The sequence below is a fragment of the Lentzea sp. NPDC058436 genome (assembly GCF_042721515.1).
Classification (GTDB): domain Bacteria; phylum Actinomycetota; class Actinomycetes; order Mycobacteriales; family Pseudonocardiaceae; genus Lentzea.
Window position 1 is genome coordinate 303,769 of record NZ_JBHXLF010000003.1, and the last position, 22,811, is coordinate 326,579.

Genomic DNA, 22,811 nt, shown 5'->3' on the forward strand with positions numbered 1-22,811 from the left:
GGACAGACGTTAGCCTGAGATCGACTCGCGGCCGTTCTCGATGTGACCGCAGAGACGGCGGCGGAACTTCGGTTCCTCCTCCACGGTCACCGTGAGGTCGTACCAGCCGGAGTTCATGACTGTCAGCCACGGGATCACGTGCCGATGTCCTGGCCTCACGACGTAACGACGCCGCCCCAGCACGAACGTCAGGCGCGACGAACCGCTGTTCTCGAACGTCAACGTCAGCACACGGCTGTATCCGCGCACCGACGACGAGACTCGCGCATGACCGGAGGAGGTACCGGCGAACTCACGGCGGAAACCGTTGGGGCCCAGCAACACGAGGTCGTGGTCACCCGCGATCTCGAACGACTCGGACGAGGCGACGTCGAAGTGCTGCGGGAGCGCGAACTGGCCCGAGTACGGGTACAGCGCGAAGTGCGCGGACGCCGATCCGGAGTTCGACATCTCCAGCAGAGAGCCGCGCAACGAAGCGTCCGGTTGGTACGGAAGGGCGCGCGCACGCCGCCGTCCGGGCTCCTGCTCCGGCATCTTCTGGTCGGACGGAGGTGCGGGACGCCAGCGCGGTGTCGCGGACGGCACGGCGGCGGGCTCGCCGACCTCGGGCCACGTCCGGCGCCGGTCGAAGTCGAACGCCGAGGTCAGGTCTCCAGCGACGGTCCGGCGCCACGCGGAGATCTCCTCCGACCGCACGCCGGTCCACGTCTCAAGGAACCGCGTAATCGACGTGTGGTCGAACACCTGCGAGTTCACGTAACCGCCTACGGACCACGGCGAGACGACGGTCATCGGCACGCGCGCGCCGAGCCCCAACGGCCGGTCGCCCACGTACTCGTCCGTCACGGACAACGGCGGGCGCGGCGGCGGCACGTGGTCAAAGAAGCCGTCGTTCTCGTCATAGGTGATGAACAGGACCGTGGACTCCCACACCTCCTGGTTCGACGCCAGCGCGTCCAGCACCTGGTAGGTGATCGACGCGGAGGCGGCGGGCGACGACGCCCCGGGGTGTTCGGAGTCCACAGAGGACGGAACCAGGTACGACACAGCGGGCAACCGCCCCTCGGTGACGTCCGCGCGGAACGCCTCCCCGAGCCCGCCCGGCCTCACCCGCTGCAACCCGCGCGAGTACAACGACTTCTCGGCCGCGGAGAGCTTCGAGAGGTCGAGCGAGCCGATCAACGCCGGGTCGCCCGTGCCGTACAGCTTGTCGAGCGACTTGAACCCCGCCGGCAGCACCTTGCGCGCGATCTCCTTGAACCGCACGTAGAACTCCAGGTTGTTGTCCTGGAAGTTGTCCCACTCCTGGTAGACCCGCCACGACTTCCCCGCCGCCTCAAGGCGTTCCGGGTACGTCTTCCACGTGTAGCCGGTGTGCGTGTCCTCGCTGTAGGCCGCGTTGCCGGTCGCACGGCCACCCGACGGCTCGAAGCCCGTGTACCCGGACACCCAGTAGTTCCGGTTCGGCGAGGTCGAGGACGGCACCGAGCAGTGGTAGGCGTCGCACAGCGTGAAGGTGTCCGCGAGCTCGTGGTGGAACGGGATGTCCTGACGCGTGTAGAACGCCATCGTCGCCGCGGTCTTCGCCGGCACCCAGTTGTCGTTCCACCCACCGCGCAACGCCGAGTGCCCGCCGTTCCAGCTGTGGTCCAGGTCACCGATGTACTGGATGTCGCGACCGGACGCCGCCTCACGCACCGGGAACGGCAGTACACCCGACTGGTCGAACACACCCTTCAGCGCGTTGCGGTCCGAGAACCCGCGCACGCCGCGGAGGGTGCCGTAGTAGTGGTCGAACGAACGGTTCTCCTGCATCAGCATCACGACGTGCTTGATCGCCCGCAACCCTCCCGCACGGGGCTCACGGGCCAACGCGGCGTACACCGACGGTGGCAGCAGCGTGCCCGCACCTGCTGCGGCGACGGCAGCCATGAACCCACGACGAGAGAGCGACATGACCACAGTTTGTAGTCGTGGCACATGGCGGGGAACCGACTCTCGTATGAACAAAGCCTCCTGACCTCCGGTTAGCGTTCGGGCAACGCCCGGTTGTGACGCTTCTGCCCGTTGGCAAGACACGGAAGAGGGGAAGCAACCATGAGACTGCGCATCGCTGCCGCAGCGCTCGCCATCGGCCTGTGCACCGCGGGGGTCGCATCAGCCGACGAGGTGCCGCCGGAGTTCCAGAACAGACCGACGCAGGCGGACTGCTACAACGCCGTGCCCACGATCGTCGGCTCGGGTGTCATCTTCGGCGGCCCGGGACCGGACGTGATCGTCGGCAGCAACGGGCCGGACGTCATCTACGGGCTCACCGGTGCGGACATCATCCTCGGCCTCGGCGACAACGACGTCATCTACGGCGGCCAGGGCGACGACCTGGTCTGCGCCGGGGCGGGCGCGGACTACGTCCAGGGCGGCGGCGACCGGGACACCGTCTACGGCGAGCCCGGCAAGGACAACCTGTTCGGTGGCGACGGGGAGGACCTGCTGTCCGGCGACCTGCACCCCGACGACTACGGCGACGGCCAGGCCGGACTCGACTTCTGCACGCCGTCCACGGAGAACCCGGTCAGCTGCCCCTGACCGTCTGCCGCAGCAGGATCTCGGTGGCGGGATCGGGCCGAACTCCGATCTGCCGCAACGAGTCCAGCACGCGCGCACGGGTCTCCGAAGTCCTTTGTGGATTCCGTGCGCGCAACGCGGCCGCGAGCGCCAGCCGGTGCCCGCGCGGTTCGAACGGCTCCAGCTCCCACGCCCGATCGGCGAGCTGGTGCGCCTCGGCCGGATCTCCCGTGACGAGGCGGAGCTCGCCCAGTGCCAGCAGGTTGCGCACGTGCCGCGACCTGATCCGGGCGATCTCCGCCTCGCACACCCCTGCCAGGTCCGGCAGCGGATCTCCGCGCCACAACGCCACCGCGTCTCCCAGGTCCGCCTCGCCGAGCTCGTGGAACGACCACAGGTCCGCGGTCAGCAACCCGCCTCGGACCAGCCTGATGCTGTCGCCGTCGCTGCGCAGGCAGTAGCTGGCCTCCCCACCGGCACGTCCCGGCTCCAGCAGCCGCCGGAGGTGGGTCATGGTGACCCGCAGGTTCCGCGCGGCACCGGCGGGATCGTGGTCGGGCCACAGCAGGTCCACCGCCTGGTCGCGGGTGACGACGGGTCGCAGCACCAGCAGGCCCAGCAACTGGCGGACGCGGACGCGGCGCAGTTCCGGCGCGTCGGCGGCGAGGCCGTTCCTGGTGACCCGCATCGGCCCGATGACCTCGATGCCGATCGGGTGGTCCGGTGGTGCGGGCACGGTGGCGAGCAGCCTGGTGGCACCGGCGGCGAGGTCCGGATCCCGCGTGAGCTCGCGGAACCGGCGATGGACCGCCGGTCCCACGCGGTCGGCCAGCCAGGTGCCCAGCTTCGTCCTGCCCACCGCCGCGAGACGGGCCGCCAGTTCCACCGACCACGGCAGCGGCAGGAAGCACAGGGCGTGTTCCTCGTCGAGGTCGTCGCGGAGATCGCCTTGCCGTGCCTGGAGAAACGCTCGCCCGGCCGCCCGCGCCCTGCGGTGCGACGGGCCCAGATCCGTGTCGTCCCAACGCTCCCGGAGCTCGTCGCTGAGCACGTAGCCGAGCGTGAGGAAGCGCCTCAGGTGCCGTTCGGCGACCCTGATCTCCAGCGGCCACCGGGCCAGGTGCCGCGCGTAGACGTTGCGTGCCAAGTCTTCTTCGCCGCGCGTGACGGCGACGGCCGCGTGCGACGCGCAGGCTAGCACCGCGTCACGGGGGTTGTCCTGGCCGGCGGGCAGTTCGGTCGTGGTCTCGCCGAACGACGCGGCGATGACGGTGTGCAGGGCACGCGCCACGAACTCACCGCGCGCGGTGCTGTCGGCGTCCTCCCCTGGGAACTCGACGGCCTGACCGTCGAACCAGCGCGCCGCGGCAGCGTGCCGGCGGGCCAGGTCGTCGTCCAGCATGCGTTCGGCCAGCTCGGCCGCCTCCTGCCCGCGTCCGCACATCGACAGGCAGTGCACGTGGAACCTCGTGGTGGACACGGCGAACGTCTTCGGCACCTCGGTCGTGGGCGCCTGGACGAGGTGGGACAACGCCGTCTCCGGATCACCGGCCAGCTCGGCGACCACCGCGGCGGCGCTGTGCTTGAGCACCTTCAGAAGCGGGGTCGTGGCGTCGAGCTGTTGTGCGCGTTGAGCCACCAGGGCCAGCCTGACCAGATCTCCCCTGGAGTGCGCGGTGATCACGGCCTGGCCGAGCGCCGCGGCGGCCTGCTCGTGGTCGCCGGCGTCGAGCATGGCGGCGCAGGCCTGGTCCACCAGGCGGTCGATCGACGGGTCGGTGAAGTCGTCCGCGTGCACGACAGCCGCTTCGAGCAACAGGAACGCGGGCTCTCGCCGGTGCCGCGCGGGCACCGCGTCGAGCCACCGCCGGGCCGTCGCGCCGGGCAGCACCGACAGGGTCGTGCGCACCAGTTCGACCGCCAGGCGTGCCAGCAGGGGCCAGTCGTGCGCCTCGTAGGCCACCCGCCCTGCTGCTGCAAGGTCTCCTCGTGCCGTGAGCACCTCGACGGCCTTGTCCCGCAGGTGTTCGGTGGGCACGAGGCTCGTCCACAGGTCGTGGGCGCGATACCGGCCGTCGTCGAGCCGGTCGACCAACGGCACCTCGCGGACGAGGTGCTCCATCTCGGCGTTGGCCGCCAACGCTCCCACTTCCTCGGCGGTCGCGGACCTGAGAACCACCAGCGCGGCCAACGTGTCGCGCAGCCGTGGCGGCAGGCGGCTCAGCACCTCCTCGGCGGCGTAACGCCACGACGCGGCGGGCCCGGCCGTGAGGGACAGCCTGACGAGCGCGGGCCAGCCGTGGAGGTCTCCGGCGGGTTCGCGGCCGAAGCTCCTGGCCAGTGCGGCGGTCTCGGCGCCGGTGAAGGCGAGTTCGGCCGTCTCGATCGCGGCCACCTCCCCCGCCGCCTGCCTGCGGGCCAGTGGCAGCGCGGGCGTGGTGCGGCCCGACAGGACGAGGTGTGCGGTGTCCGGCAGTGCGCGTGCGACGGCCTCCAGCAGCTGTGCGCCCGGTGATCCGTCCGGAACCTCGTGCACGTCGTCGAGCAGCAGGCAGACGTCGAGCGGCGCTGTGCGGCGCAGGGCGACCAGGACCTCTCGTGCGCCGGGCTCGGAACCGGGGGCCGCGCCGAGGGCGTCCAGGATCGCGGTGGCGAGCCGAACGGCGTCCTCGTGGCCGGGACCGCACGTCACCCAGGCGTCGACGCCCTGTGGCTCCAGGAGGTTCGCACGGACCGCCTGCGCCAGCGCCGTGGTCTTGCCGAAGCCCGCGCCAGCCGTCACCAGGGTGATCGGACGGCACCACCGCGCGCTGAGCCGGTCCACAAGACGCAGGCGCGGCAGCTCGACGTCGAGCGGGCGCGGCACCGCGCGCAGACCGGTCGTGTTGTCCCCCACGCAGAGCGGAGACCCTCACCGGGACCGAAATACGCGGAACGGCCCGCCTCCCCGAAGGGACGCGGGCCGTTCGTGCGTGCTGGATCAGGCGCCGGCGGCGTTGCGCAGGGCCTCCGCGCGGTCCGTCGACTCCCACGGCAGGTCGACGTCGGTGCGGCCGAAGTGACCGTACGCGGCCGTCGGGCCGTAGATCGGGCGGAGCAGGTCGAGGTCGCGGATGATCGCGGCGGGCCGGAGGTCGAACACCTCGGTGATGGCCTGCTGGATCTTCTGCGGGTCGACGGTCTCGGTGCCGAACGTCTCGACGAACAGGCCCACCGGGGCTGCCTTGCCGATGGCGTAGGCGACCTGGACCTCGACGCGGGTGGCCAGGCCCGCCGCGACGGTGTTCTTCGCGACCCAGCGCATGGCGTAGGCGGCCGAGCGGTCGACCTTCGACGGGTCCTTGCCGGAGAACGCGCCACCACCGTGACGGGCCATACCGCCGTAGGTGTCGACGATGATCTTGCGGCCGGTCAGGCCCGCGTCACCCATCGGGCCACCGATGACGAAGCGGCCGGTCGGGTTCGTCAGCAGGCGGACACCCGAGGTGTCGATGCCCAGCTCGGCGATCTCCGGCGCCACGACGTGCTCGCGCAGGTCAACACCGAGCAGCTTCTCCAGGTCGATGCCGTCCGCGTGCTGCGTGGAGATGACGACGGTGTCGAGGCGCACGGGCTGGTCGCCCGCGTACTCGATGGTGACCTGCGTCTTGCCGTCCGGGCGCAGGTACGGGACCGTGCCGTCCTTGCGGACCGCGGTCAGACGACGCGACAGGCGGTGGGCCAGCGCGATCGGCAGCGGCATCAGCTCGGGCGTGTCGGTGCACGCGTAGCCGAACATCAGGCCCTGGTCGCCGGCGCCCTGCTTGTCGATCTCGTCGTCAGCGCCCTCGACGCGGTTCTCGAACGCCGTGTCGACACCCTGCGCGATGTCCGGGGACTGCGCGCCGATCGCCACGTTCACACCGCACGAGTGGCCGTCGAAGCCCTTCGCCGACGAGTCGTAACCGATCTCCAGGATCTTCTCGCGCACGATCGTCGGGATGTCCGCGTAGGCCTCAGTCGTGACCTCACCCGCGACGTGGACCTGACCCGTGGTCACCAGCGTCTCCACGGCGACACGAGAGCGCGGGTCCTTGGCGAGCAACGCGTCCAGGATCGAGTCGCTGATCGCGTCACAGATCTTGTCCGGGTGTCCCTCGGTCACCGACTCACTCGTGAACAGCCTGCTGCTGTGCTGGCTCACGGACACTCCTTCGTTGCGGGTTGGACTCGGGAAAATACTACTGAGGCTGAGTCAAGCGAGCGGTAACCGCGTCCCACACAGCGGACGCCACTTGAGTTTTCGGTCCGTGCGGTATAGGCGTCTCGGAACCGTCCGGGGACAGCAGCCAGCCGGCGTTGTCCTCCTGCTCGAACGCCTTGCCGTCCCCGACCGCGTTCAGCACCAGGAGGTCGCACCCCTTGCGCTTCAGCTTCGCCCGTCCGTAGTCGAGCACCGACGTCGTCTCGTCCCCGGTCTCCGCGGCGAACCCGACGATCAGCTGGCCGCTCCTACGTGCGGAAACGAGCTCCACGAGGATGTCGGGGTTCTTCGTGAGGGCGATCGGGTCGGGGTCGCCGTCGGTCTTCTTGATCTTGTGCCCGGTGAGCGACAGCGGCCGGAAGTCGGCCACCGCGGCGGCCATCACGACCACGTCCGCGTCCGCCGCGACCTCGTGCATGGCGTCGCGCAACTCGACCGCCGAGCCGACCTTCACGAGGTCCACACCCGCCGGCGTCGTGAGATCGGCGGTGTTTCCCGCGACTAAAGTCACGCGTGCGCCGCGCTGGGCAGCCACCCGAGCGAGTGCATATCCCTGCTTGCCGGACGACCGGTTGCCGATGAACCGCACCGGATCGAGCGGTTCCCGCGTGCCGCCGGCGGAGATCGCGACGTGCACGCCTTCGAGGGTCCGCTGAAGCCCGTCCGGCTGCACGAGGAGGAGCTTCGCCAGCTCGACGATCTCGGCCGGGTCCGGGAGGCGACCCTTGCCGGTGTCCTTGCCGGTCAGCCTGCCGGACGCCGGTTCCGCGACGACCACGCCACGGCCGCGCAGCAGCTGGACGTTGTGCTGGGTGGCCGGGTGCTCCCACATCTCTGTGTGCATCGCCGGCACCAGCAGGACCGGGCAGCGCGCGGTCAGCAGGGTGTTCGTCAGCAGGTCGTCCGCGAGGCCGTGCGCGGCCTTCGCGATGAGGTTCGCCGTCGCCGGCGCCACCACCACCAGGTCCGCGTTCTGCCCGAGCTTGACGTGCGGCACCTCGTGCACGTCGTCGAACGGGTCGGCGGACACGACCTGGCCGGACAGCGCCTCGAACGTGGCGGCGCCCACGAACTTGAGCGCGCCCTCGGTCGGGATGACGCGCACGGAGTGACCGGACTCGGTCAGGCGGCGCAGGACCTCACAGGCCTTGTACGCGGCGATGCCCCCGCCGACGCCCAGGACGATCTTGGGCTTGGCGGGGGCATCGGCGTCAGGTGCGGCGGGGTTCAAGGACTCTCCTGTGAGGAACGACCGGCCAGGGTCACGCCTCCGCGGAGGAGGAGCCCCGCTGGGGTCCGGGGACGGATCCCCGGTAGAGCTGTGGAGCCACGGGACTCGGCTGAGCCGAGGGCCCGTTGGAGCTGTGAGCCGCGAGTCTCGGCCTCAGGTGGGGCTGCAGGCCTTCGACCTGGGCCGAGGTGCGGGCCTTGGTGGAGCTGCAGGCCGCGAGCCTGGGCCAGGTGCGGCCCGAAGTCCCCATCAGACGAGGGAGAACCCCTGGTGGTTCGAGAGCCACGTCAGACGACGGAGCACCCGCCCTGGGGGTCCGGGGGCGCAGCCCCCGGCTGGGGTGTGGGGGCTTGGCCCCCACAAGACACGCCGAGACGACCCGGTTCGCGCTTTCCGCGAACACACGTCACCCCAGAGTGTCGGCTCACTCGCCCTCGGTGTGCTCCAGGAGACCGGCGTGGATCTCGCGGAGCGCGATCGAGAGGGGCTTCTCACGCGGGCCCGGCTCGACGAGCGGGCCGACGTACTCGAGCAGGCCCTCGCCGAGCTGCGCGTAGTAGTCGTTGATCTGGCGGGCACGCTTCGCGGCGTAGATCACCAACGCGTACTTCGAGCTCACCTGCTCAAGCAGGTCGTCGATCGGCGGGTTGGTGATGCCCTCCGGGGAACCGGTCAGGTGACCGAGCTCGGTGTGGGTGATCACTTTCAGACTCCTGAAATTCGTGGTCCGACCATCAAGGATAGCAAGTCGGCCGCGGCCGACTGCACGTCGGCGTTCACGACGACCTCGTCGAACTCCTTCTCGGCCGCCAGCTCCTCGCGGGCGATCTCGAGCCGGCGTGCGACGACGTCCGGGTGTTCGGTACCTCTGCCGGTCAGCCGGCCGACCAGGTGCTCCCAGGACGGGGGCGCCAGCATGACCAGCCGGGCTTCCGGCATGGCCACTCGGACCTGCCGCGCGCCCTGCAGTTCGATCTCCAGCAGGGCGGGGCGGCCGGAGGCCAGTGCTTCCTCGACGGGCCTGCGAGGGGTTCCGTAGCGGTTTCCGGCGAAGTCGGCGTGTTCGAGGAACTCGCCCGCGTCTACCATCTGCTGGAACTTCTCGTGGTCCACGAAGTGGTAGTGCACCCCGTCGACCTCGCCCGGCCTCGGCTTCCTGGTGGTCGCCGAGACGGAGAAGTAGACATCGGGCTGCTGCCTGCGCAGCTCCGTCAGGACGCTGGACTTGCCAACTCCGGACGGCCCGGACAAGACGGTGAGGCGGGGACGGGCAGAGCCCGCCCCCGCCTCGGTGCCAATCACTCTCCGCTGAACTCGGAGAGCAGGGCCTTGCGCTGACGGTCACCGAGACCGCGCAGGCGACGGCTGGGAGCGATCTCGAGGCGCTCCATGATCTGCTGCGCGCGAACCTTGCCGACGCCCGGGAGGGCCTCGAGCAGCGCGGACACCTTCATCTTGCCCAGGACCTCGTCGCTCTCGGCGGCCTTGAGCACGTCCGTCAGGGTCGTGCCGCCGCGCTTGAGGCGCTCCTTGAGCTCAGCCCGAGCGCGACGAGCGGCAGCAGCCTTCTCCAGCGCTGCGGCCCGCTGCTCCTCGGTAAGCTGGGGAAGAGCCACGATTTCCTCCGTGGTGTGGATTCTTTTCGGATCGGTGCCGCGACCGTACCGACCGCAATTGCCTGAGTACAACGTGACCCAGTCAGGTAAATCTTCAGCGGTCATGAGTGATGCGGCGGGTGGTAGTAGTACCAACACCCTCCGGCGGCCTGATCACCGCCCTCCGGCGACTCATCCCACACGTTACGTGTGCTATGAGGCCGGTGACCAGCGGGGCAGCCGGTGCGTGGACCCTACCAACACATGTTTCCCCAGGTGAGCGCGCCACACCCCAAAAGTTGTGGCGCGCCCCTCCTCAGAGGCTCTCCTGGACCCTCCGCACGGCGCTGACCAGCGAAGACACGTCCGGCCCGTGCTTGAGAACATCTCGTGAAGAAGTCGGAAAGACGTTGCGCATGTCGGGCCCGAAGAGCCGTTTTAGATCAGCCGCGGAGCCACCCTGAGCGCCGAAACCGGGCGCCAGAACCGGCCCGTTGAACCCGGCGAGGTCTACATCCGTTTCCCCGATCGTGGCACCCACGACGAGACCGACATCGCCGCACGGGGAAATGCCTGAATTCCGAGCGGAGGCGAAATCGATGATCGTCTGAGCCACGGTTCGCCCGTCCGGAGCAACCGACCGCTGGACCTGCGCACCCTCCGGGTTCGAGGTGAGGGCGAGCACGAACACGCCCCTGCCCGTCGCCCGCGCCGTGTCGAGCGCGGGCTGCAGCGATCCGAAGCCGAGGAACGGCGACACCGTCACGGCGTCACCGGCCAGCGGCGAGCCGTCACCCAGGTACGCCTGGGCGTAGGCGGCCATGGTCGAGCCGATGTCGCCGCGCTTGGCGTCCACGAGCACCAGCGTGCCCGAGTCGCGCAGCTCCGCGATCACCCGCTCCAGCACGGCGACGCCACGCGACCCGTGGGCCTCGAAGAACGCCGCCTGCGGCTTCACCATCGCCACGTTGCCGCCGAACGCCTCCACGGCCGTCAGAGCGAACCTTTCGAGGCCCTCCGCGGTCTGGGACAGGCCCCACGCCTCCAGCAGGCTCGGGTGCGGGTCGATCCCGACGCACAGGGGTCCGTGCGCCGCAACGGCTTTCGCGAGCTTCTCCCCGAAGTTCACCACCGGCGTCACGCGTCACCCCGCAGCGCCGCCTGGAGGGCCTGCAGCGGCTGGACCCCGATGTCACCCCGGATGAGCGCCTCGATGCCGTGCACGGCCGCGGCAGCGCCCTGGATCGTGGTCACACAAGGGATGTCCTTGGCCACGGCGGCGGTGCGGATCTCGTAACCGTCCACACGGGGACCGCTGTTGCCGTACGGCGTGTTGAAGATCATGTCGATCTCGCCGGCCAGGATCATGTCGACGACGTTGCCGTCGCCCTCGAAGTGCTTGCGCACCTCGGTGCACGGGATCCCGTTGCGCTTCAACACCTCCGCCGTGCCCGCGGTCGCCAGGATCTGGAAACCGAGGTCGGCGAGGCGCTTGACCGGGAAGATCATCGCGCGCTTGTCGCGGTTCGCGAACGACACGAAGACCTTGCCCTTGGTCGGCAACGAGCCGTAGGACGCCGTCTGCGACTTCGCGAACGCCTTGCCGAACGACGAGTCGATGCCCATGACCTCGCCGGTGGACTTCATCTCCGGGCCCAGCAACGAGTCCACGCCGTGGCCTTCCGGCGTGCGGAAGCGGTGGAACTGCATGACCGCTTCCTTCACCGCGACCGGCGCGTGCTCGGGCAGCCGGGCGCCGTCACCGGTGGCCGGCAGGATGCCCTCGACGCGCAGTTCGGCGATCGTGGCGCCGAGCATGACGCGCGACGCGGCCTTGGCCATCGACACGGCCGTCGCTTTGGACACGAACGGCACCGTGCGCGACGCACGCGGGTTTGCCTCCAGGACGTACAGAACGTCGTCCTTGAGGGCGTACTGGACGTTCAGGAGGCCCTTCACGCCGATGCCGCGCGCGATGGCCTCGGTGGAGCGGCGGACGTTCTCGATGTCCGAGGCGCCCAGGGTGATCGGGGGCAGCGCGCACGACGAGTCGCCGGAGTGCACACCGGCTTCCTCGATGTGCTCCATCACGCCGCCGATGAACACCTCCTCGCCGTCGCACAGCGCGTCGACGTCGATCTCGATGGCGTCGTCGAGGAACCGGTCGACCAGCACCGGGTGCTCGGGCGTCACCTCGGTCGCGCGGGCGATGTAGCCCGACAGCGACTCCTCGTCGTACACGATCTCCATGCCGCGCCCGCCGAGCACGTAGGAGGGGCGCACGAGGACGGGGTAGCCGATCTCGTCCGCGATCTCCTTCGCCTCGTCGAACGACGTGGCGGTGCCGAACTTCGGCGCGGGCAGCCCGGCCTCGGTCAGCACCTTGCCGAACTGGCCGCGGTCCTCGGCGAGGTGGATCGCTGCGGGCGTCGTGCCCACGACGGGCACGCCGGCGTCGGCCAGGCGCTTCGCCAGGCCCAGCGGCGTCTGGCCGCCCAGCTGCACGATGACGCCCGCGACGGTGCCGGAGCGCTGCTCGGAGTGCACGACCTCCAGCACGTCCTCGAACGTCAGCGGCTCGAAGTACAGGCGGTCGGAGGTGTCGTAGTCCGTCGACACCGTCTCCGGGTTGCAGTTGACCATGACGGTCTCGTACCCGGCCGCCCGCAACGCCATCGCCGCGTGCACGCACGAGTAGTCGAACTCGATGCCCTGGCCGATGCGGTTCGGGCCGGAGCCCAGGATCAGCACCTTCGGCTTCTCCCGCTGCTCCGCGACCTCCGTCTCGGCGTTCGGGTCGAGCTCGTAGGCGGAGTAGTGGTACGGCGTCTCGGACTTGAACTCCGCCGCGCACGTGTCGACCGTCTTGTAGACCGGACGCACGCCCAGACGGTGCCGCAACGCGCGCACACCGTCCTCACCGGCGAGCTCCGAGCGCAGGACGGAGATCTGCCGGTCGGACAGGCCGGCGCGCTTCGCCTTGCGCAGCAACGGTTCGTCGAGCACGGGAGCCTCCAGGAGCTCCGTGCGCAACGTGCCGAGCCAGGCGATCTGCTCGATGAACCAGGGGTCGATCTTCGACGCGTTGTACACGTCCTCAATGGACGCACCGAGCCGGAGAGCGCGCTCGACGGTGTAGATGCGGCCGTCGTGGCCGCGCTCCAGCTGCTTCAGCGTGGACTCCAGAGTAGAGCCCTCCGGGTCCGGCTGCGTCCAGAAACCGACCGATTTCGTTTCCAGCGAACGCAGCGCCTTGCCCAGCGCCTCCACGAAGTTCCGGCCGATCGACATGGCCTCGCCGACCGACTTCATCGTGGTCGTCAGCGTGGGGTCGGCACCGGGGAACTTCTCGAACGCGAACCGCGGCGCCTTCACGACGACGTAGTCGAGCGTCGGCTCGAACGACGCCGGGGTCTCCCCCGTGATGTCGTTGGTGATCTCGTCGAGCGTGTAGCCGATGGCGAGCTTCGCGGCGATCTTGGCGATCGGGAAGCCGGTCGCCTTGGACGCCAGCGCCGACGAACGCGACACGCGCGGGTTCATCTCGATGACGACCATGCGGCCGTTGTCCGGGTGGATCGCGAACTGGATGTTGCAGCCGCCGGTGTCGACGCCGACCTCGCGGATGACCTGGATGCCGACGTCGCGCATGTGCTGGTACTCGCGGTCGGTCAGCGTCATCGCGGGCGCGACCGTGACCGAGTCACCGGTGTGCACGCCCATCGGGTCGATGTTCTCGATCGAGCAGATAACGACCACGTTGTCGTTGCGGTCGCGCATGAGCTCGAGCTCGTACTCCTTCCACCCGAGCACGCTCTCCTCGATGAGCACCTCGGTGACGGGAGACTCCTCCAAGCCGATCGCCGCGAGCCGCTCCAGCTCCTCCGGCGTGTACGCCATGCCGGAACCCAGGCCGCCCATGGTGAACGACGGCCGGATGACGACCGGCAGGCCGAGCTCGGCGACGGTCGCGCGGACCTCGTCCATCGTCTTGCAGACAGCGGAACGCGGGACGTCGGAACCGATCTTGCGGACCAGGTCCTTGAAGATCTGCCGGTCCTCGCCGCGCTGGATGGCGTCGATGTCCGCGCCGATCAGCTCGACGTCGTACTTCTCCAGCACACCGCGCTCGTGCAGCGCGATGGCCGTGTTGAGCGCCGTCTGGCCGCCCAGCGTCGCCAGGATCGCGTCCGGGCGTTCCTGCGCGATGACCTTCTCCACGAACTCGGCCGTGATCGGCTCGATGTAGGTGGCGTCGGCGAACTCGGGGTCGGTCATGATCGTCGCCGGGTTGGAGTTCACCAGGCTGACCCTGATGCCCTCCTCCCGCAGCACGCGGCACGCCTGGGTGCCCGAGTAGTCGAACTCGCAGGCCTGACCGATGACGATCGGGCCGGAGCCGATGACCAGGATGTGCTTGAGATCAGTCCTCTTCGGCATCAGCGGGCCTCATTCATCATGGTCACGAAGTCGTCGAACAGGGGCGCGGCGTCGTGCGGGCCCGCCGCGGCCTCGGGGTGGTACTGCACGGAGAACGCCGGCGCGTCGAGCAGCCGGACGCCCTCGACGGTGCCGTCGTTCGGGCAGTAGTGCGACAGCACGGCGCGGCCGAACTCCGAGGAGAACTCCTCGCCCGGCGTGCCCTCCAGCGCGAACCCGTGGTTCTGCGAGGTGATGGCGACCTTGCCGGTGGTCACGTCGATGACCGGGATGTTGATGCCGCGGTGGCCGTAGCGCATCTTGTACGTCCCGCGGCCGACCGCGCGGCCGAGGATCTGGTTGCCGAAGCAGATGCCGAACAGCGGCAGCTTGCGGCCCAGTGCCTCCCTGGTCAGCGCGATGGCGTGGTCCTGCGTCGCGGGGTCGCCGGGGCCGTTGGAGAGGAACAGGCCGTCCGGGCTGACCTTCAGGACGTCCTCGAACGAGCTCGTGAGCGGCAGGACGTGCACCTCGATGCCGCGCGCCGCCATCATCCGCGGGGTGTTCGACTTGATGCCCAGGTCGAGCGCCGCGACGGTGAACTTCTTCTCGCCGATGGCTTCCACGACGTACGGCTTGTCGGTGGTGACGTCGACCGCGAGATTCGCGCCGACCATCTCGGCAGACGCCTTGACCTGCTCGACCATCGACGCGTCGTCGGTGAGGTCGGAGCCGGAGAAGACACCGGCGCGCATCGCGCCCTGCTCGCGGATGTGACGGGTCAGGGTGCGGGTGTCGAGGCCCGCGATGCCGACGACGCCCTGGTTCGCGAGCTCCTCGTCGAGACCGCGCTTGGACCGCCAGTTCGACGGCGTGCGCGCGGGGTCGCGGACCACGTAACCGGCGACCCAGATCTTCGACGACTCGTCGTCCTCGTCGTTCCAGCCGGTGTTGCCGATCTGCGGCGCGGTCTGCACCACGATCTGGCGGTGGTAGGAGGGGTCGGTCAGGGTCTCCTGGTACCCGGTCATGGCCGTGGAGAACACGACCTCGCCGAGCGAGACGCCGGTCGCTCCGTACGCCTCACCGCGGAAGACACGTCCGTCTTCCAGCACCAATGCCGCGTTCGTCACGCCTTGCCTCCCACTAGAGCTTCAAGCCATTCGTCGTAAACGTCTTTGTCGTCACCGCGAAAGCCAGTGTCGAACAGGTGGCCATCGTTTTCCCACTGCACCACCAACAAGCCCTCGTCGCTGAACATGACCTTCCCCGCGAGGCCTCGGTCCGTGCGGGCGTCCCGGATGGACTCGGCGGGGATGAACAGGGGCGAGGCACCGACGCGGTCGATCGCGATGCCCTCCGGCACCAGGCTCAGCGTGGCCTCCGCGCGGTGGCCGACGTCGCCGACCTGGATGCGGTCCTGCCAGTTGCCCGCGTTCGTCGTCCCGATGTAGACGCCCGTGGTCGCGAGCCTCGCCGCGCCGAGCTTGTCCGGTGTCGAGGGGAACGCGGGCAGGTCGGCCTGCTTGCGCTGGCGTCGCCTCCAGCCGTGCCACATGCCGTAGACGCACAGGGCGAAGAAGAGGAAGACCGCCAGGGAAAGGAGGATCCGGGTCATCGCGCAATCCTCCCCGCCAGCGCGGTCACCCGGCCACGCAAGATGGTGGCCGTCACCGCGGCGGGCAGCTCCATGCCCTCGAACGGGGTGTTGCCCGCGATGCTCGCGAGCTCGGCGCCGTTGACCGTCCAGGACGCGTCCGGGTCGACCAGCACGAGGTTCGCGGGCTCGCCGACGGCGATCGGACGGCCCTGGTCGGTCAGCCCGGCGATCTCGGCGGGCTTCTCGCTCATGACCCGTGCGACACCGCGCCAGTCCAGCAGGCCGGTCCTGACCATGGTCTCGACGACGATGCCGAGCGCGGTCTGCAGGCCGAGCATGCCAGGACGGGCCGCCGACCACTCGCAGTCCTTGTCCTGGATCGCGTGCGGGGCGTGGTCCGTGGCGACGCAGTCGATCGTGCCGTCTGCCAGCGCCTGGCGCAGCGCGTCCACGTCGGCCTGCGTGCGCAGCGGCGGGTTGACCTTGTTGACCGGGTCGTAGGTGGCGAGCCGGTCGTCGGTCAGGATCAGGTGGTGCGGGGTGACCTCGGCGGACACCTTGGTGCCGCGCGCCTTGGCCCACTTCAGGACGTCCGCCGTGCCGGTGGTGCTGACGTGGCAGACGTGCAGCCTCGCGCCGACCTGCTTCGCGAGGATGCAGTCGCGGGCGACGATCGACTCCTCGGCCGCGGCGGGCCAGCCCTGCAGGCCGAGCCTGGAGGCGTTCTCGCCCTCGTGCGCCTGGGCACCGACCGTGAGGCGCGGTTCCTCGGCGTGCTGGGCGATGACGGCGTTGAGCGCCTTCGAGTACTCCAGCGCGCGGCGCATGATCAGCGGGTCGTGCACGCAGTGGCCGTCGTCGGAGAAGACCCTGACGCCCGCCTTCGAGTTCGCCATCGTGCCGAGCTCGGCGAGCTTCTCGCCCTTGAGCCCGACGGTGACGGCGCCGACCGGGTGGACGTCGACCAGGCCGACCTCCTGGCCGCGGCGGGCGACGTGCTCGACGATGACGGCGTTGTCGGCGACCGGATCGGTGTTGGCCATGGCGAAGACGGCCGTGTAGCCACCGAGCGCGGCGGCCTTCGAGCCCGTCTCGATGGTCTCGGTGTCCTCGCGACCCGGCTCACGCAGGTGGGTGTGCAGGTCGACGAAGCCCGGAAGCAGAACCGCGCCGTTGCCTTCGATGATCTCGGCGTTCTCGTCCGATCCTTCTGCGATCACGCCGTCGCGGATCAGCAGGTCGATCGGTTCTCCCTCGCCGTAGGGCCTAACTCCCTTGAGAAGCAAGGGTTTCACGCGTTCTCCTCCTCATGGGCAAGCAGGTGGTACAGCACGGCCATGCGCACGTGGACACCGTTGCGGACCTGCTCGGTGATGGCGGCCTGCGGGCTGTCGGCGACGACGGAGGCGATCTCCATGCCGCGCAGCATCGGGCCGGGGTGCAGCACGACGGCGTGCTCTGGCAGCAGCTTGAGGCGCCGCTCGTTGAGGCCGTAGGCGATCGAGTACTCGCGCGAGCTCGGGAAGAACCCGCCGGTCATCCGTTCGGCCTGCACGCGCAGCAACATCACCGCGTCCTGCGAGGCCAGCTCGGAGTCGATCTCGTGCGAGACCGTGACCGGCCAGTTCTCGACGCCGGTGGGCAGCAGGGTCGGCGGCGCGACCAGCGTGACCTCGGCACCGAGCGTGGTGAGCAGGTGCACGTTCGACCGGGCGACCCGGCTGTGCAGGACGTCACCGACGATGGCGACGCGGCGGCCGTCGAGGCTGCCCAGGCGGTCGCGCAGCGTGGCGGCGTCGAGCAACGCCTGCGTGGGGTGCTCGTGCATGCCGTCGCCGGCGTTCACCACGGACGTGCTGGTGTGCTTGAGCCAGCCCGCGAGCCGGTGGGCGGCACCGGACGCCGGGTGGCGCACGATCACGCAGTCGGCGCCCGCGGCCTGCAGGGTCAGCGCGGTGTCCCGCAGGCTCTCGCCCTTGCTGACGCTGGAACCAGAGCTGCTGACGTTGATCACGTCCGCGGACATCCACTTGCCGGCGATCTCGAAGCTCACGCGGGTGCGCGTGCTGTTCTCGTAGAACATCGTGATCACCGTGCGGCCGCGCAGCGTCGGCAGCTTGCGGACCTCGCGGCCGAGCAGCGCCTGCTTCAGCCGGTCCGCGGTGTCGAGGATCGCGATCGCCTGGTCGCGGTCGAGGCCGTCGGTGGAGAGCAGGTGCTTCACTTCAGCACCACTCCGTCGCGGCCGTCGAACTCCTCGAGCATCACCACTACGTCCTCGGTCTTCGACGTCGGCAGGTTCTTGCCGACGTAGTCCGCGCGGATCGGCAGCTCGCGGTGACCGCGGTCGACCAGCACGGCGAGCTGGACGGCGCGGGGCCGGCCGTGGTCGCGCAGCGCGTCGAGGGCGGAGCGGATCGTGCGGCCGGAGAACAGCACGTCGTCCACGAGCACGACCAGCTTGTCGTCGATGCCGCCGTCGGGCAGCTTCGTCGCTTCGAGGGGCCTGGTGGGGCCTCTGCGCAGGTCGTCGCGGTAGAGGGTGATGTCGAGCGTGCCCTCGTGCACCGTCCGGCCGGAAAATTCGGCGATCTTAGCGGCAAGGCGCCGTGCGAGGGGGGCTCCCCGGCTGGGAATACCCATCAAGACGACGTCGGGTGCGCTGGGTGCATCGAGAGCGGTCTTCTCGATGATCTGATGGGCCATTCGGGCGACAGTGCGCGCGACGTCACCGGCCGAGAGAATCTCGCGATCCCCGGCCGGATCCGTCGCGCCACGTTGACGTGACGCCACGGCTGGACCTCCTTCCCCGCCTCACTGGACGGGTCCTTAAAGGACGTCGGACACCTAGCTGCAACTAGGCTGACCTGCACCGTATCACCTACGGACGGTCAACCATCCGAGTGGTAGGCCAGGCGTGGCGCGCGTCTCTCCTTGAGATCAGCTTGACCTGCCGACCACGGCGAGTAATCATTACTCTGCGTATCGATCTAAGCCTCCCCGCAGCACGCCCGTACTGCTGACGGGGCGAATGAACGGAGAACCGCCACATGGGCGACTACGCCAAGGCGCTGGGGGCCAAGCTCCGCGCTATCCGCCAGCAGCAGGGTCTGTCCCTGCACGGCGTCGAGCAGAAGTCCGGCGGTCGTTGGAAGGCCGTGGTCGTCGGCTCCTACGAGCGCGGCGACCGCGCGGTGACCGTGCAGAAGCTGGCCGAGCTGGCCGACTTCTACGGGGTTCCCGTCGCCGAGCTCCTGCCCGAGGGCCGCGTGCCCTCCGGCGCCGAGCCGGCCACCAAGATCGTGATCAACCTCGAACGGCTGCAGCAGCTGCCGGTCGAGAAGGTCGGACCGCTGGCCCGCTACGCCGCGACCATCCAGTCGCAGCGCGGTGACTACAACGGCAAGGTCCTCTCCATCCGCACCGAGGACCTGCGTTCGCTCGCGATCATCTACGACATGACGCCGGGCGAGCTCACCGAGCAGCTCATCGACTGGGGTGTGCTGCCTCCCGAGGCCCGTCCCGCGAAGGAAGACTGAACTCTTCCGTCCAGGAGCAGTGGCTCCCCTGACGTCCTGCCAGTCGCCCTGAGGACGTCGGGGGAGCCACTGCTGCTTTTGCGCCGGAGCGACGCCGCGTGACCGGGAGTCCGACCTACCGCCAGGTACTGCTGACGCCGCGGGTCGCGCCGTTGCTCGGCGCGGCGCTGTGCTCACGGCTCGCCGAGCAGATGTTCACGTTCGTGCTGGTCCTGCACGTGCTGGAGCTGTTCGACTCGGCCGCGCTCGCGGGTCTGGTGGTGTTCGCCGCCGTCGCGCCCGGCCTGCTGGTGAGCCCGGTGGCGGGCGCCCTGCTCGACCGCGCCGGGGTGGTCCGCTCGATCGTGGCCGACCTGGTCGCGAGCGCGGCGCTGGTGGCCGCGCTGGCGTTCGTCCCCGCCGCCGTCGTGCCGGTCGTGGTGCTGGCCGCGCTGTACTCGCTCACCAGTCCGCTCAACATCGCCGGTGTCCGCGTGCTGCTGCCCAGGCTGGTGCCGCGACATGCCGCCGAACGAGCCAACGCGCTCGACTCCGCCCTGTTCAACCTGGTCGAGGTGCTGGGGCCGGTGCTGGCCGGCACGGTGTTCCTGGTGGCCGGCGGGCGGACCGCCCTGCTGGTGATCGCCGCGCTCTACTGCGTGGCCTGCCCGCTCATGCTTTTGCTGCCTCCGGACCGTTCCGCGCGGGCCGGGCATCCGCCGCTGCTGCGGTCCACCGTCGACGGCGTGCGTTACGTCCTGACGCATCCGGTGCTGCGCGCGCTGGTCGTGTCCTACGGCCTCTACCAGGTCGCATGGGGTGTGCTGGTGGTGGCGGTACCGGCGGTGGCCGGTGAGGCGCGGGCGGGGTGGCTGTGGGGTGCGGCCGGACTGGCGGGTCTCGTCGGCGCGCTGGTCGCGGGGCACGTGCTGCGCGAAGGCCGGGAACGCGCGGCGATGATCGCCGGCACCGCGGCCACAGCGGTCGCGCTGCCGGTCGCGAGTGCCGGCGTCACCGGGCTCGCCCTCGGCCTGGCCCTGATCGGGCTGGTGTCCGGCCTGGTCAACGTGGGTCTGCTGACGCTGCGTCAACGCCGCACCGACCCGGCTCGGCTGGGACGCGTGCTGGCGGTGTCGATCAGCCTCAACGTGCTGGGCATGCCGATCGGGTCGGCCGTCGGCGGGCTGCTGTTCGAGAGGTCGCCCGCGCTGGCGTTCGCGGCCGCGGGGGTCGCGGCGTCGCTCAGCGCGGTGGCGGTGTGGGTGCTGGTGCCACGAGCCGCCGGACGTGCTCCCGGTCCGTGATCGCGTGGATCGCCGCGATCTTCTTGTCGCGCACCGTGAACGCCACCAGTGCGGCCGGCTGACCGTCCGCGGTCGACACCAGTCCCGCCTCGCCACCGACGACCGCCGGCTCCATGCACGGTGCCCGCAGCAACGCCGCCCTGGGCGCGACCATTCCGGTGCCGCGCAACCAGATCTCCTCCGACCGCAGCGTGACCTCGGCGTCCAGGACGTCCTCACCGGCCATGAACGCGTCGACGACCTCGCGCTGCCCCGCCAGGTCCACATCGGACACCGGCCTGCCCGCCACCCGTTGCCGCGCCCGCGCCCCGACCTGCGCCGCGCCGGGCGGTGTGCGGCCGATCAACGGCGCCACCTGCTCGAACGGCTCGCCGAACATGTCGTGCAGCACGTACGCGACGCGTTCGTCGGGGGTCAGCGCGTCGAGCGCGGTCAGCACGCCGAGGCCCGGTTCGTGGTTCGGCTCCCTGCTCACCACCGGGTCCGGCATCTCGAAGCCGTTCTTCGCCCGCGCGCGCAGCATCGTGAGACTCACGCGCGCGACCACCGTGCTCAGCCAGCCCGGCTCACCGGTCTTCTCGATCTTGCGCTGCGCCTGCCTGACCGCGTCGGCCGCGTCGGCGAACCTGCCGAGCATGCGGTAGGCGAGCCCGTCCCCCTGGTCCCACTGCCGGATCATCACCGGTTCCCCTGTCGATTCGTGCGCCCACCTCCCAATAGACACCCGATCGGCGTCCGATGTGACCAGCGACGGCAGTGGTACTGCTCACGGAACAAGCGCGGCCAGTTGTTGTTGGTCCTGGATCACGTGGATCGCGACGATCCGGCCGTCGCGCACGGTGAACGCCATGATCGAGAACGGCACGCCGTCCACCCGAGCGATGAAGCCGATCTCGTTGCCGACGACGGCGAACTGCTCCGTGGCCCTGGCCGCGAACTTCCGGAACAGGCTGGCGCGCCCGGCGACGTTCCGGCCGCCGATGACTTCGAGGGCACCCGCGCGCAGCACCACGTCCGGGTGCAGCACCGACACCAGTCCCTCCAGGTCGCCCTCCCGGGAGGCTTTCAGGAACGCCCGCACCACCTCGCGCTGCTTCGGCAGGTCGACGTCGGGCCGCGGCTTGTCCTGCACGCGCCTGCGGGCCCGCGACGCCAGCTGACGGGTCGTGGCCGGCGTCTTGTCGATCAACGGCGCGATGTCGTCGAACGGCACGGCGAACAGGTCGTGCAGCACGAACGCCAGCCGCTCGTCGGGCTTGAGCGAGTCGAGCACGATCAGCATCGCGAGCCCGACCTGGTCGTTCGCGACGGCCCTGTGCTCGGGTTCCTCGCTGACGTCGACCACGGGGTCGGGCATCTCGAACGCGTGCTCGCGCCGGTCGCGCAGCATGTTCAGGCACACCCGGCCGACCACGGTCGTGAGCCAGGCGGCCGGGTTGTCGACCTCGCTCGTGTCGGCGCGTTCGACGCGGAGCCAGGCGTCCTGCAGCGCGTCGTCCGCCTCGGCGAACGAGCCCAGCATGCGGTGGGCGATGGCACGCAAACGCGTGCGCTCCTGCTCGAACTGCGCGATCACGACTTCCCCCTGTGGCCTGGCACACACCCTGTCACGTTCCCGAGCGCTGCCGGGTCGAGCGGGCAACGGACTCAACCGGAGGGTAATCATGAAGATCGTCGTCACGGGTGGAACCGGCACTCTCGGCCGGCACGTCGTCCCGCTGCTGCGCGAGGCCGGTGCCGAGGTGACGGTGCTGAGCCGGCACGAGCGGGCAGAACTGTCAGACCTGCTCGCTATTGTTGATTTTGGGGGAACCCGGCGGGGTCGTGTGTGTGGTGCGACGCCATAGGGCGCACGACGCACATGCAGCATCCTGGCAGCACGCGAGGCTCGGCCAACGCGTCTCCGGCCTCGGCCGGCGTCGTCAGCAAGCCGCGACCCGAAGCGCGCACCGCAGGCGGGTGCGGCGCGCTCAGCCCGCCGCTCGTTCGCCGCCCAGGCCCTCGAACCGAGGTGGAGCAGGGCACGGTCTCGTCGAACTTCCGATCGGCCGGGCGCAGCGGATGCCACAGGTCACCCAGGGCGTGGCCGTCCGGCTGGCCGAACTGGCGCCGGGTCGGCCCGCCTGCCGGGTGACCGATCTCGCCGGGCCCGCCGACTTCGACCTCCGCGACCTCGTGCGGGGCTACCTGATCGCCGAGGGCAAGCGCCGGCTCACCGTGCCGATGCCGTTGCCGGGCAAGGCGGGGAAGGCCTACCGGGGCGGGCTCACCCTGAGCCTGGACGGCGACCGCGGCGCCCGCACCTGGGAGGAGTTCCTCGCCGCCCGGTAGCATCC

21 protein-coding genes are annotated in these 22,811 nt (G+C 70.0%); 5 read left to right on the forward strand and 16 right to left on the reverse strand.

What is annotated here, in order from left to right; genetic code table 11:
* Positions 1 to 9: 9 nt before the first annotated feature.
* A complete protein-coding gene (locus ACFWN2_RS15150; RefSeq protein ID WP_382427905.1) occupies positions 10 to 1,956 on the reverse strand; it encodes a phosphocholine-specific phospholipase C in 1,947 nt (648 codons plus the stop codon).
* A gap of 141 nt (positions 1,957 to 2,097) precedes the next feature.
* Here ACFWN2_RS15150 and ACFWN2_RS15155 point away from each other — a divergent pair, with 141 nt between their 5' ends.
* Positions 2,098 to 2,586, forward strand: a complete 489-nt coding sequence (locus ACFWN2_RS15155) for a calcium-binding protein (protein ID WP_382427907.1) — start codon at positions 2,098 to 2,100, stop codon at positions 2,584 to 2,586.
* Here the strand turns inward: ACFWN2_RS15155 and ACFWN2_RS15160 are convergent.
* The 13 genes from ACFWN2_RS15160 to pyrR form a co-directional block, all read right to left on the reverse strand.
* Complete coding sequence (locus ACFWN2_RS15160; protein ID WP_382427909.1) at positions 2,573 to 5,461, reverse strand: hypothetical protein; 2,889 nt, start codon at positions 5,459 to 5,461, stop codon at positions 2,573 to 2,575. The two genes, ACFWN2_RS15155 and ACFWN2_RS15160, sit on opposite strands and share 14 nt — an antisense overlap.
* 84 nt (positions 5,462 to 5,545) lie before the next feature.
* A complete protein-coding gene (metK, locus tag ACFWN2_RS15165; RefSeq protein WP_382427911.1) occupies positions 5,546 to 6,748 on the reverse strand; it encodes a methionine adenosyltransferase in 1,203 nt (400 codons plus the stop codon).
* A 37-nt stretch (positions 6,749 to 6,785) separates the two neighbouring features.
* A complete protein-coding gene (gene coaBC, locus ACFWN2_RS15170; protein ID WP_382427913.1) occupies positions 6,786 to 8,039 on the reverse strand; it encodes a bifunctional phosphopantothenoylcysteine decarboxylase/phosphopantothenate--cysteine ligase CoaBC in 1,254 nt (417 codons plus the stop codon).
* 424 nt (positions 8,040 to 8,463) lie between these two features.
* Entirely contained in the window at positions 8,464 to 8,742 is a 279-nt protein-coding gene (rpoZ, locus tag ACFWN2_RS15175; protein ID WP_045313812.1) for a DNA-directed RNA polymerase subunit omega, read from the reverse strand.
* A gap of 2 nt (positions 8,743 to 8,744) precedes the next feature.
* Positions 8,745 to 9,341, reverse strand: coding sequence for a guanylate kinase (gene gmk / locus ACFWN2_RS15180; RefSeq protein ID WP_382427915.1), 597 nt, complete (start codon positions 9,339 to 9,341; stop codon positions 8,745 to 8,747).
* Complete coding sequence (gene mihF, locus ACFWN2_RS15185; protein ID WP_030471603.1) at positions 9,338 to 9,655, reverse strand: integration host factor, actinobacterial type; 318 nt, start codon at positions 9,653 to 9,655, stop codon at positions 9,338 to 9,340. The genes gmk and mihF overlap by 4 nt, the downstream gene beginning before the upstream one ends.
* A 295-nt stretch (positions 9,656 to 9,950) precedes the next feature.
* A complete protein-coding gene (pyrF, locus tag ACFWN2_RS15190) occupies positions 9,951 to 10,766 on the reverse strand; it encodes an orotidine-5'-phosphate decarboxylase (RefSeq protein WP_382428727.1) in 816 nt (271 codons plus the stop codon).
* Positions 10,767 to 10,771: 5 nt separating this feature from the next.
* On the reverse strand, positions 10,772 to 14,074 hold the full coding sequence (carB, locus tag ACFWN2_RS15195) for a carbamoyl-phosphate synthase large subunit (RefSeq protein WP_382427916.1): 3,303 nt from the start codon (positions 14,072 to 14,074) through the stop codon (positions 10,772 to 10,774).
* Positions 14,074 to 15,186 (reverse strand): glutamine-hydrolyzing carbamoyl-phosphate synthase small subunit, encoded by a 1,113-nt coding sequence (carA, locus tag ACFWN2_RS15200; protein WP_382427918.1) that lies wholly within the window; start codon positions 15,184 to 15,186, stop codon positions 14,074 to 14,076. The genes carB and carA overlap by 1 nt, the downstream gene beginning before the upstream one ends.
* The gene (locus ACFWN2_RS15205) at positions 15,183 to 15,671 is read right to left on the reverse strand and encodes a transporter (protein ID WP_382427920.1); all 489 of its coding nucleotides are present in this window, start codon (positions 15,669 to 15,671) and stop codon (positions 15,183 to 15,185) included. The genes carA and ACFWN2_RS15205 overlap by 4 nt, the downstream gene beginning before the upstream one ends.
* On the reverse strand, positions 15,668 to 16,948 hold the full coding sequence (locus ACFWN2_RS15210; protein ID WP_382427922.1) for a dihydroorotase: 1,281 nt from the start codon (positions 16,946 to 16,948) through the stop codon (positions 15,668 to 15,670). The genes ACFWN2_RS15205 and ACFWN2_RS15210 overlap by 4 nt, the downstream gene beginning before the upstream one ends.
* Positions 16,945 to 17,877, reverse strand: a complete 933-nt coding sequence (locus tag ACFWN2_RS15215) for an aspartate carbamoyltransferase catalytic subunit (RefSeq protein WP_382427924.1) — start codon at positions 17,875 to 17,877, stop codon at positions 16,945 to 16,947. The genes ACFWN2_RS15210 and ACFWN2_RS15215 overlap by 4 nt, the downstream gene beginning before the upstream one ends.
* On the reverse strand, positions 17,874 to 18,446 hold the full coding sequence (pyrR, locus tag ACFWN2_RS15220; RefSeq protein ID WP_382427926.1) for a bifunctional pyr operon transcriptional regulator/uracil phosphoribosyltransferase PyrR: 573 nt from the start codon (positions 18,444 to 18,446) through the stop codon (positions 17,874 to 17,876). Before pyrR ends, ACFWN2_RS15215 begins: the two co-directional genes overlap by 4 nt.
* Before the next feature lie 257 nt (positions 18,447 to 18,703).
* On the opposite strand from pyrR, the gene ACFWN2_RS15225 reads away from it, so the two are divergent.
* Both ACFWN2_RS15225 and ACFWN2_RS15230 read left to right on the forward strand, forming a co-directional pair.
* Complete coding sequence (locus tag ACFWN2_RS15225; RefSeq protein ID WP_030471611.1) at positions 18,704 to 19,192, forward strand: transcriptional regulator; 489 nt, start codon at positions 18,704 to 18,706, stop codon at positions 19,190 to 19,192.
* 98 nt (positions 19,193 to 19,290) lie between these two features.
* Complete coding sequence (locus tag ACFWN2_RS15230; RefSeq protein ID WP_382427928.1) at positions 19,291 to 20,475, forward strand: MFS transporter; 1,185 nt, start codon at positions 19,291 to 19,293, stop codon at positions 20,473 to 20,475.
* Here ACFWN2_RS15230 and ACFWN2_RS15235 read toward each other — a convergent pair.
* Together ACFWN2_RS15235 and ACFWN2_RS15240 are read right to left on the reverse strand one after the other, a co-directional pair.
* Positions 20,414 to 21,154 carry an RNA polymerase subunit sigma-70 gene (locus ACFWN2_RS15235; protein ID WP_382427930.1) on the reverse strand — a complete coding sequence of 247 codons (741 nt, stop codon included), beginning with the start codon at positions 21,152 to 21,154 and terminating at the stop codon, positions 20,414 to 20,416. The genes ACFWN2_RS15230 and ACFWN2_RS15235 overlap by 62 nt on opposite strands.
* An 87-nt stretch (positions 21,155 to 21,241) precedes the next feature.
* Positions 21,242 to 22,051, reverse strand: coding sequence for a sigma-70 family RNA polymerase sigma factor (locus tag ACFWN2_RS15240; RefSeq protein WP_382427931.1), 810 nt, complete (start codon positions 22,049 to 22,051; stop codon positions 21,242 to 21,244).
* A gap of 88 nt (positions 22,052 to 22,139) precedes the next feature.
* Between ACFWN2_RS15240 and ACFWN2_RS15245 the strand changes: the two genes are divergently transcribed.
* A complete protein-coding gene (locus tag ACFWN2_RS15245; RefSeq protein WP_382427934.1) occupies positions 22,140 to 22,322 on the forward strand; it encodes an NAD-dependent epimerase/dehydratase family protein in 183 nt (60 codons plus the stop codon).
* Between the two features lie 214 nt (positions 22,323 to 22,536).
* Positions 22,537 to 22,806, forward strand: a complete 270-nt coding sequence (locus ACFWN2_RS15250; protein WP_382427936.1) for a hypothetical protein — start codon at positions 22,537 to 22,539, stop codon at positions 22,804 to 22,806.
* The last annotated feature ends 5 nt before the right edge of the window (positions 22,807 to 22,811 follow it).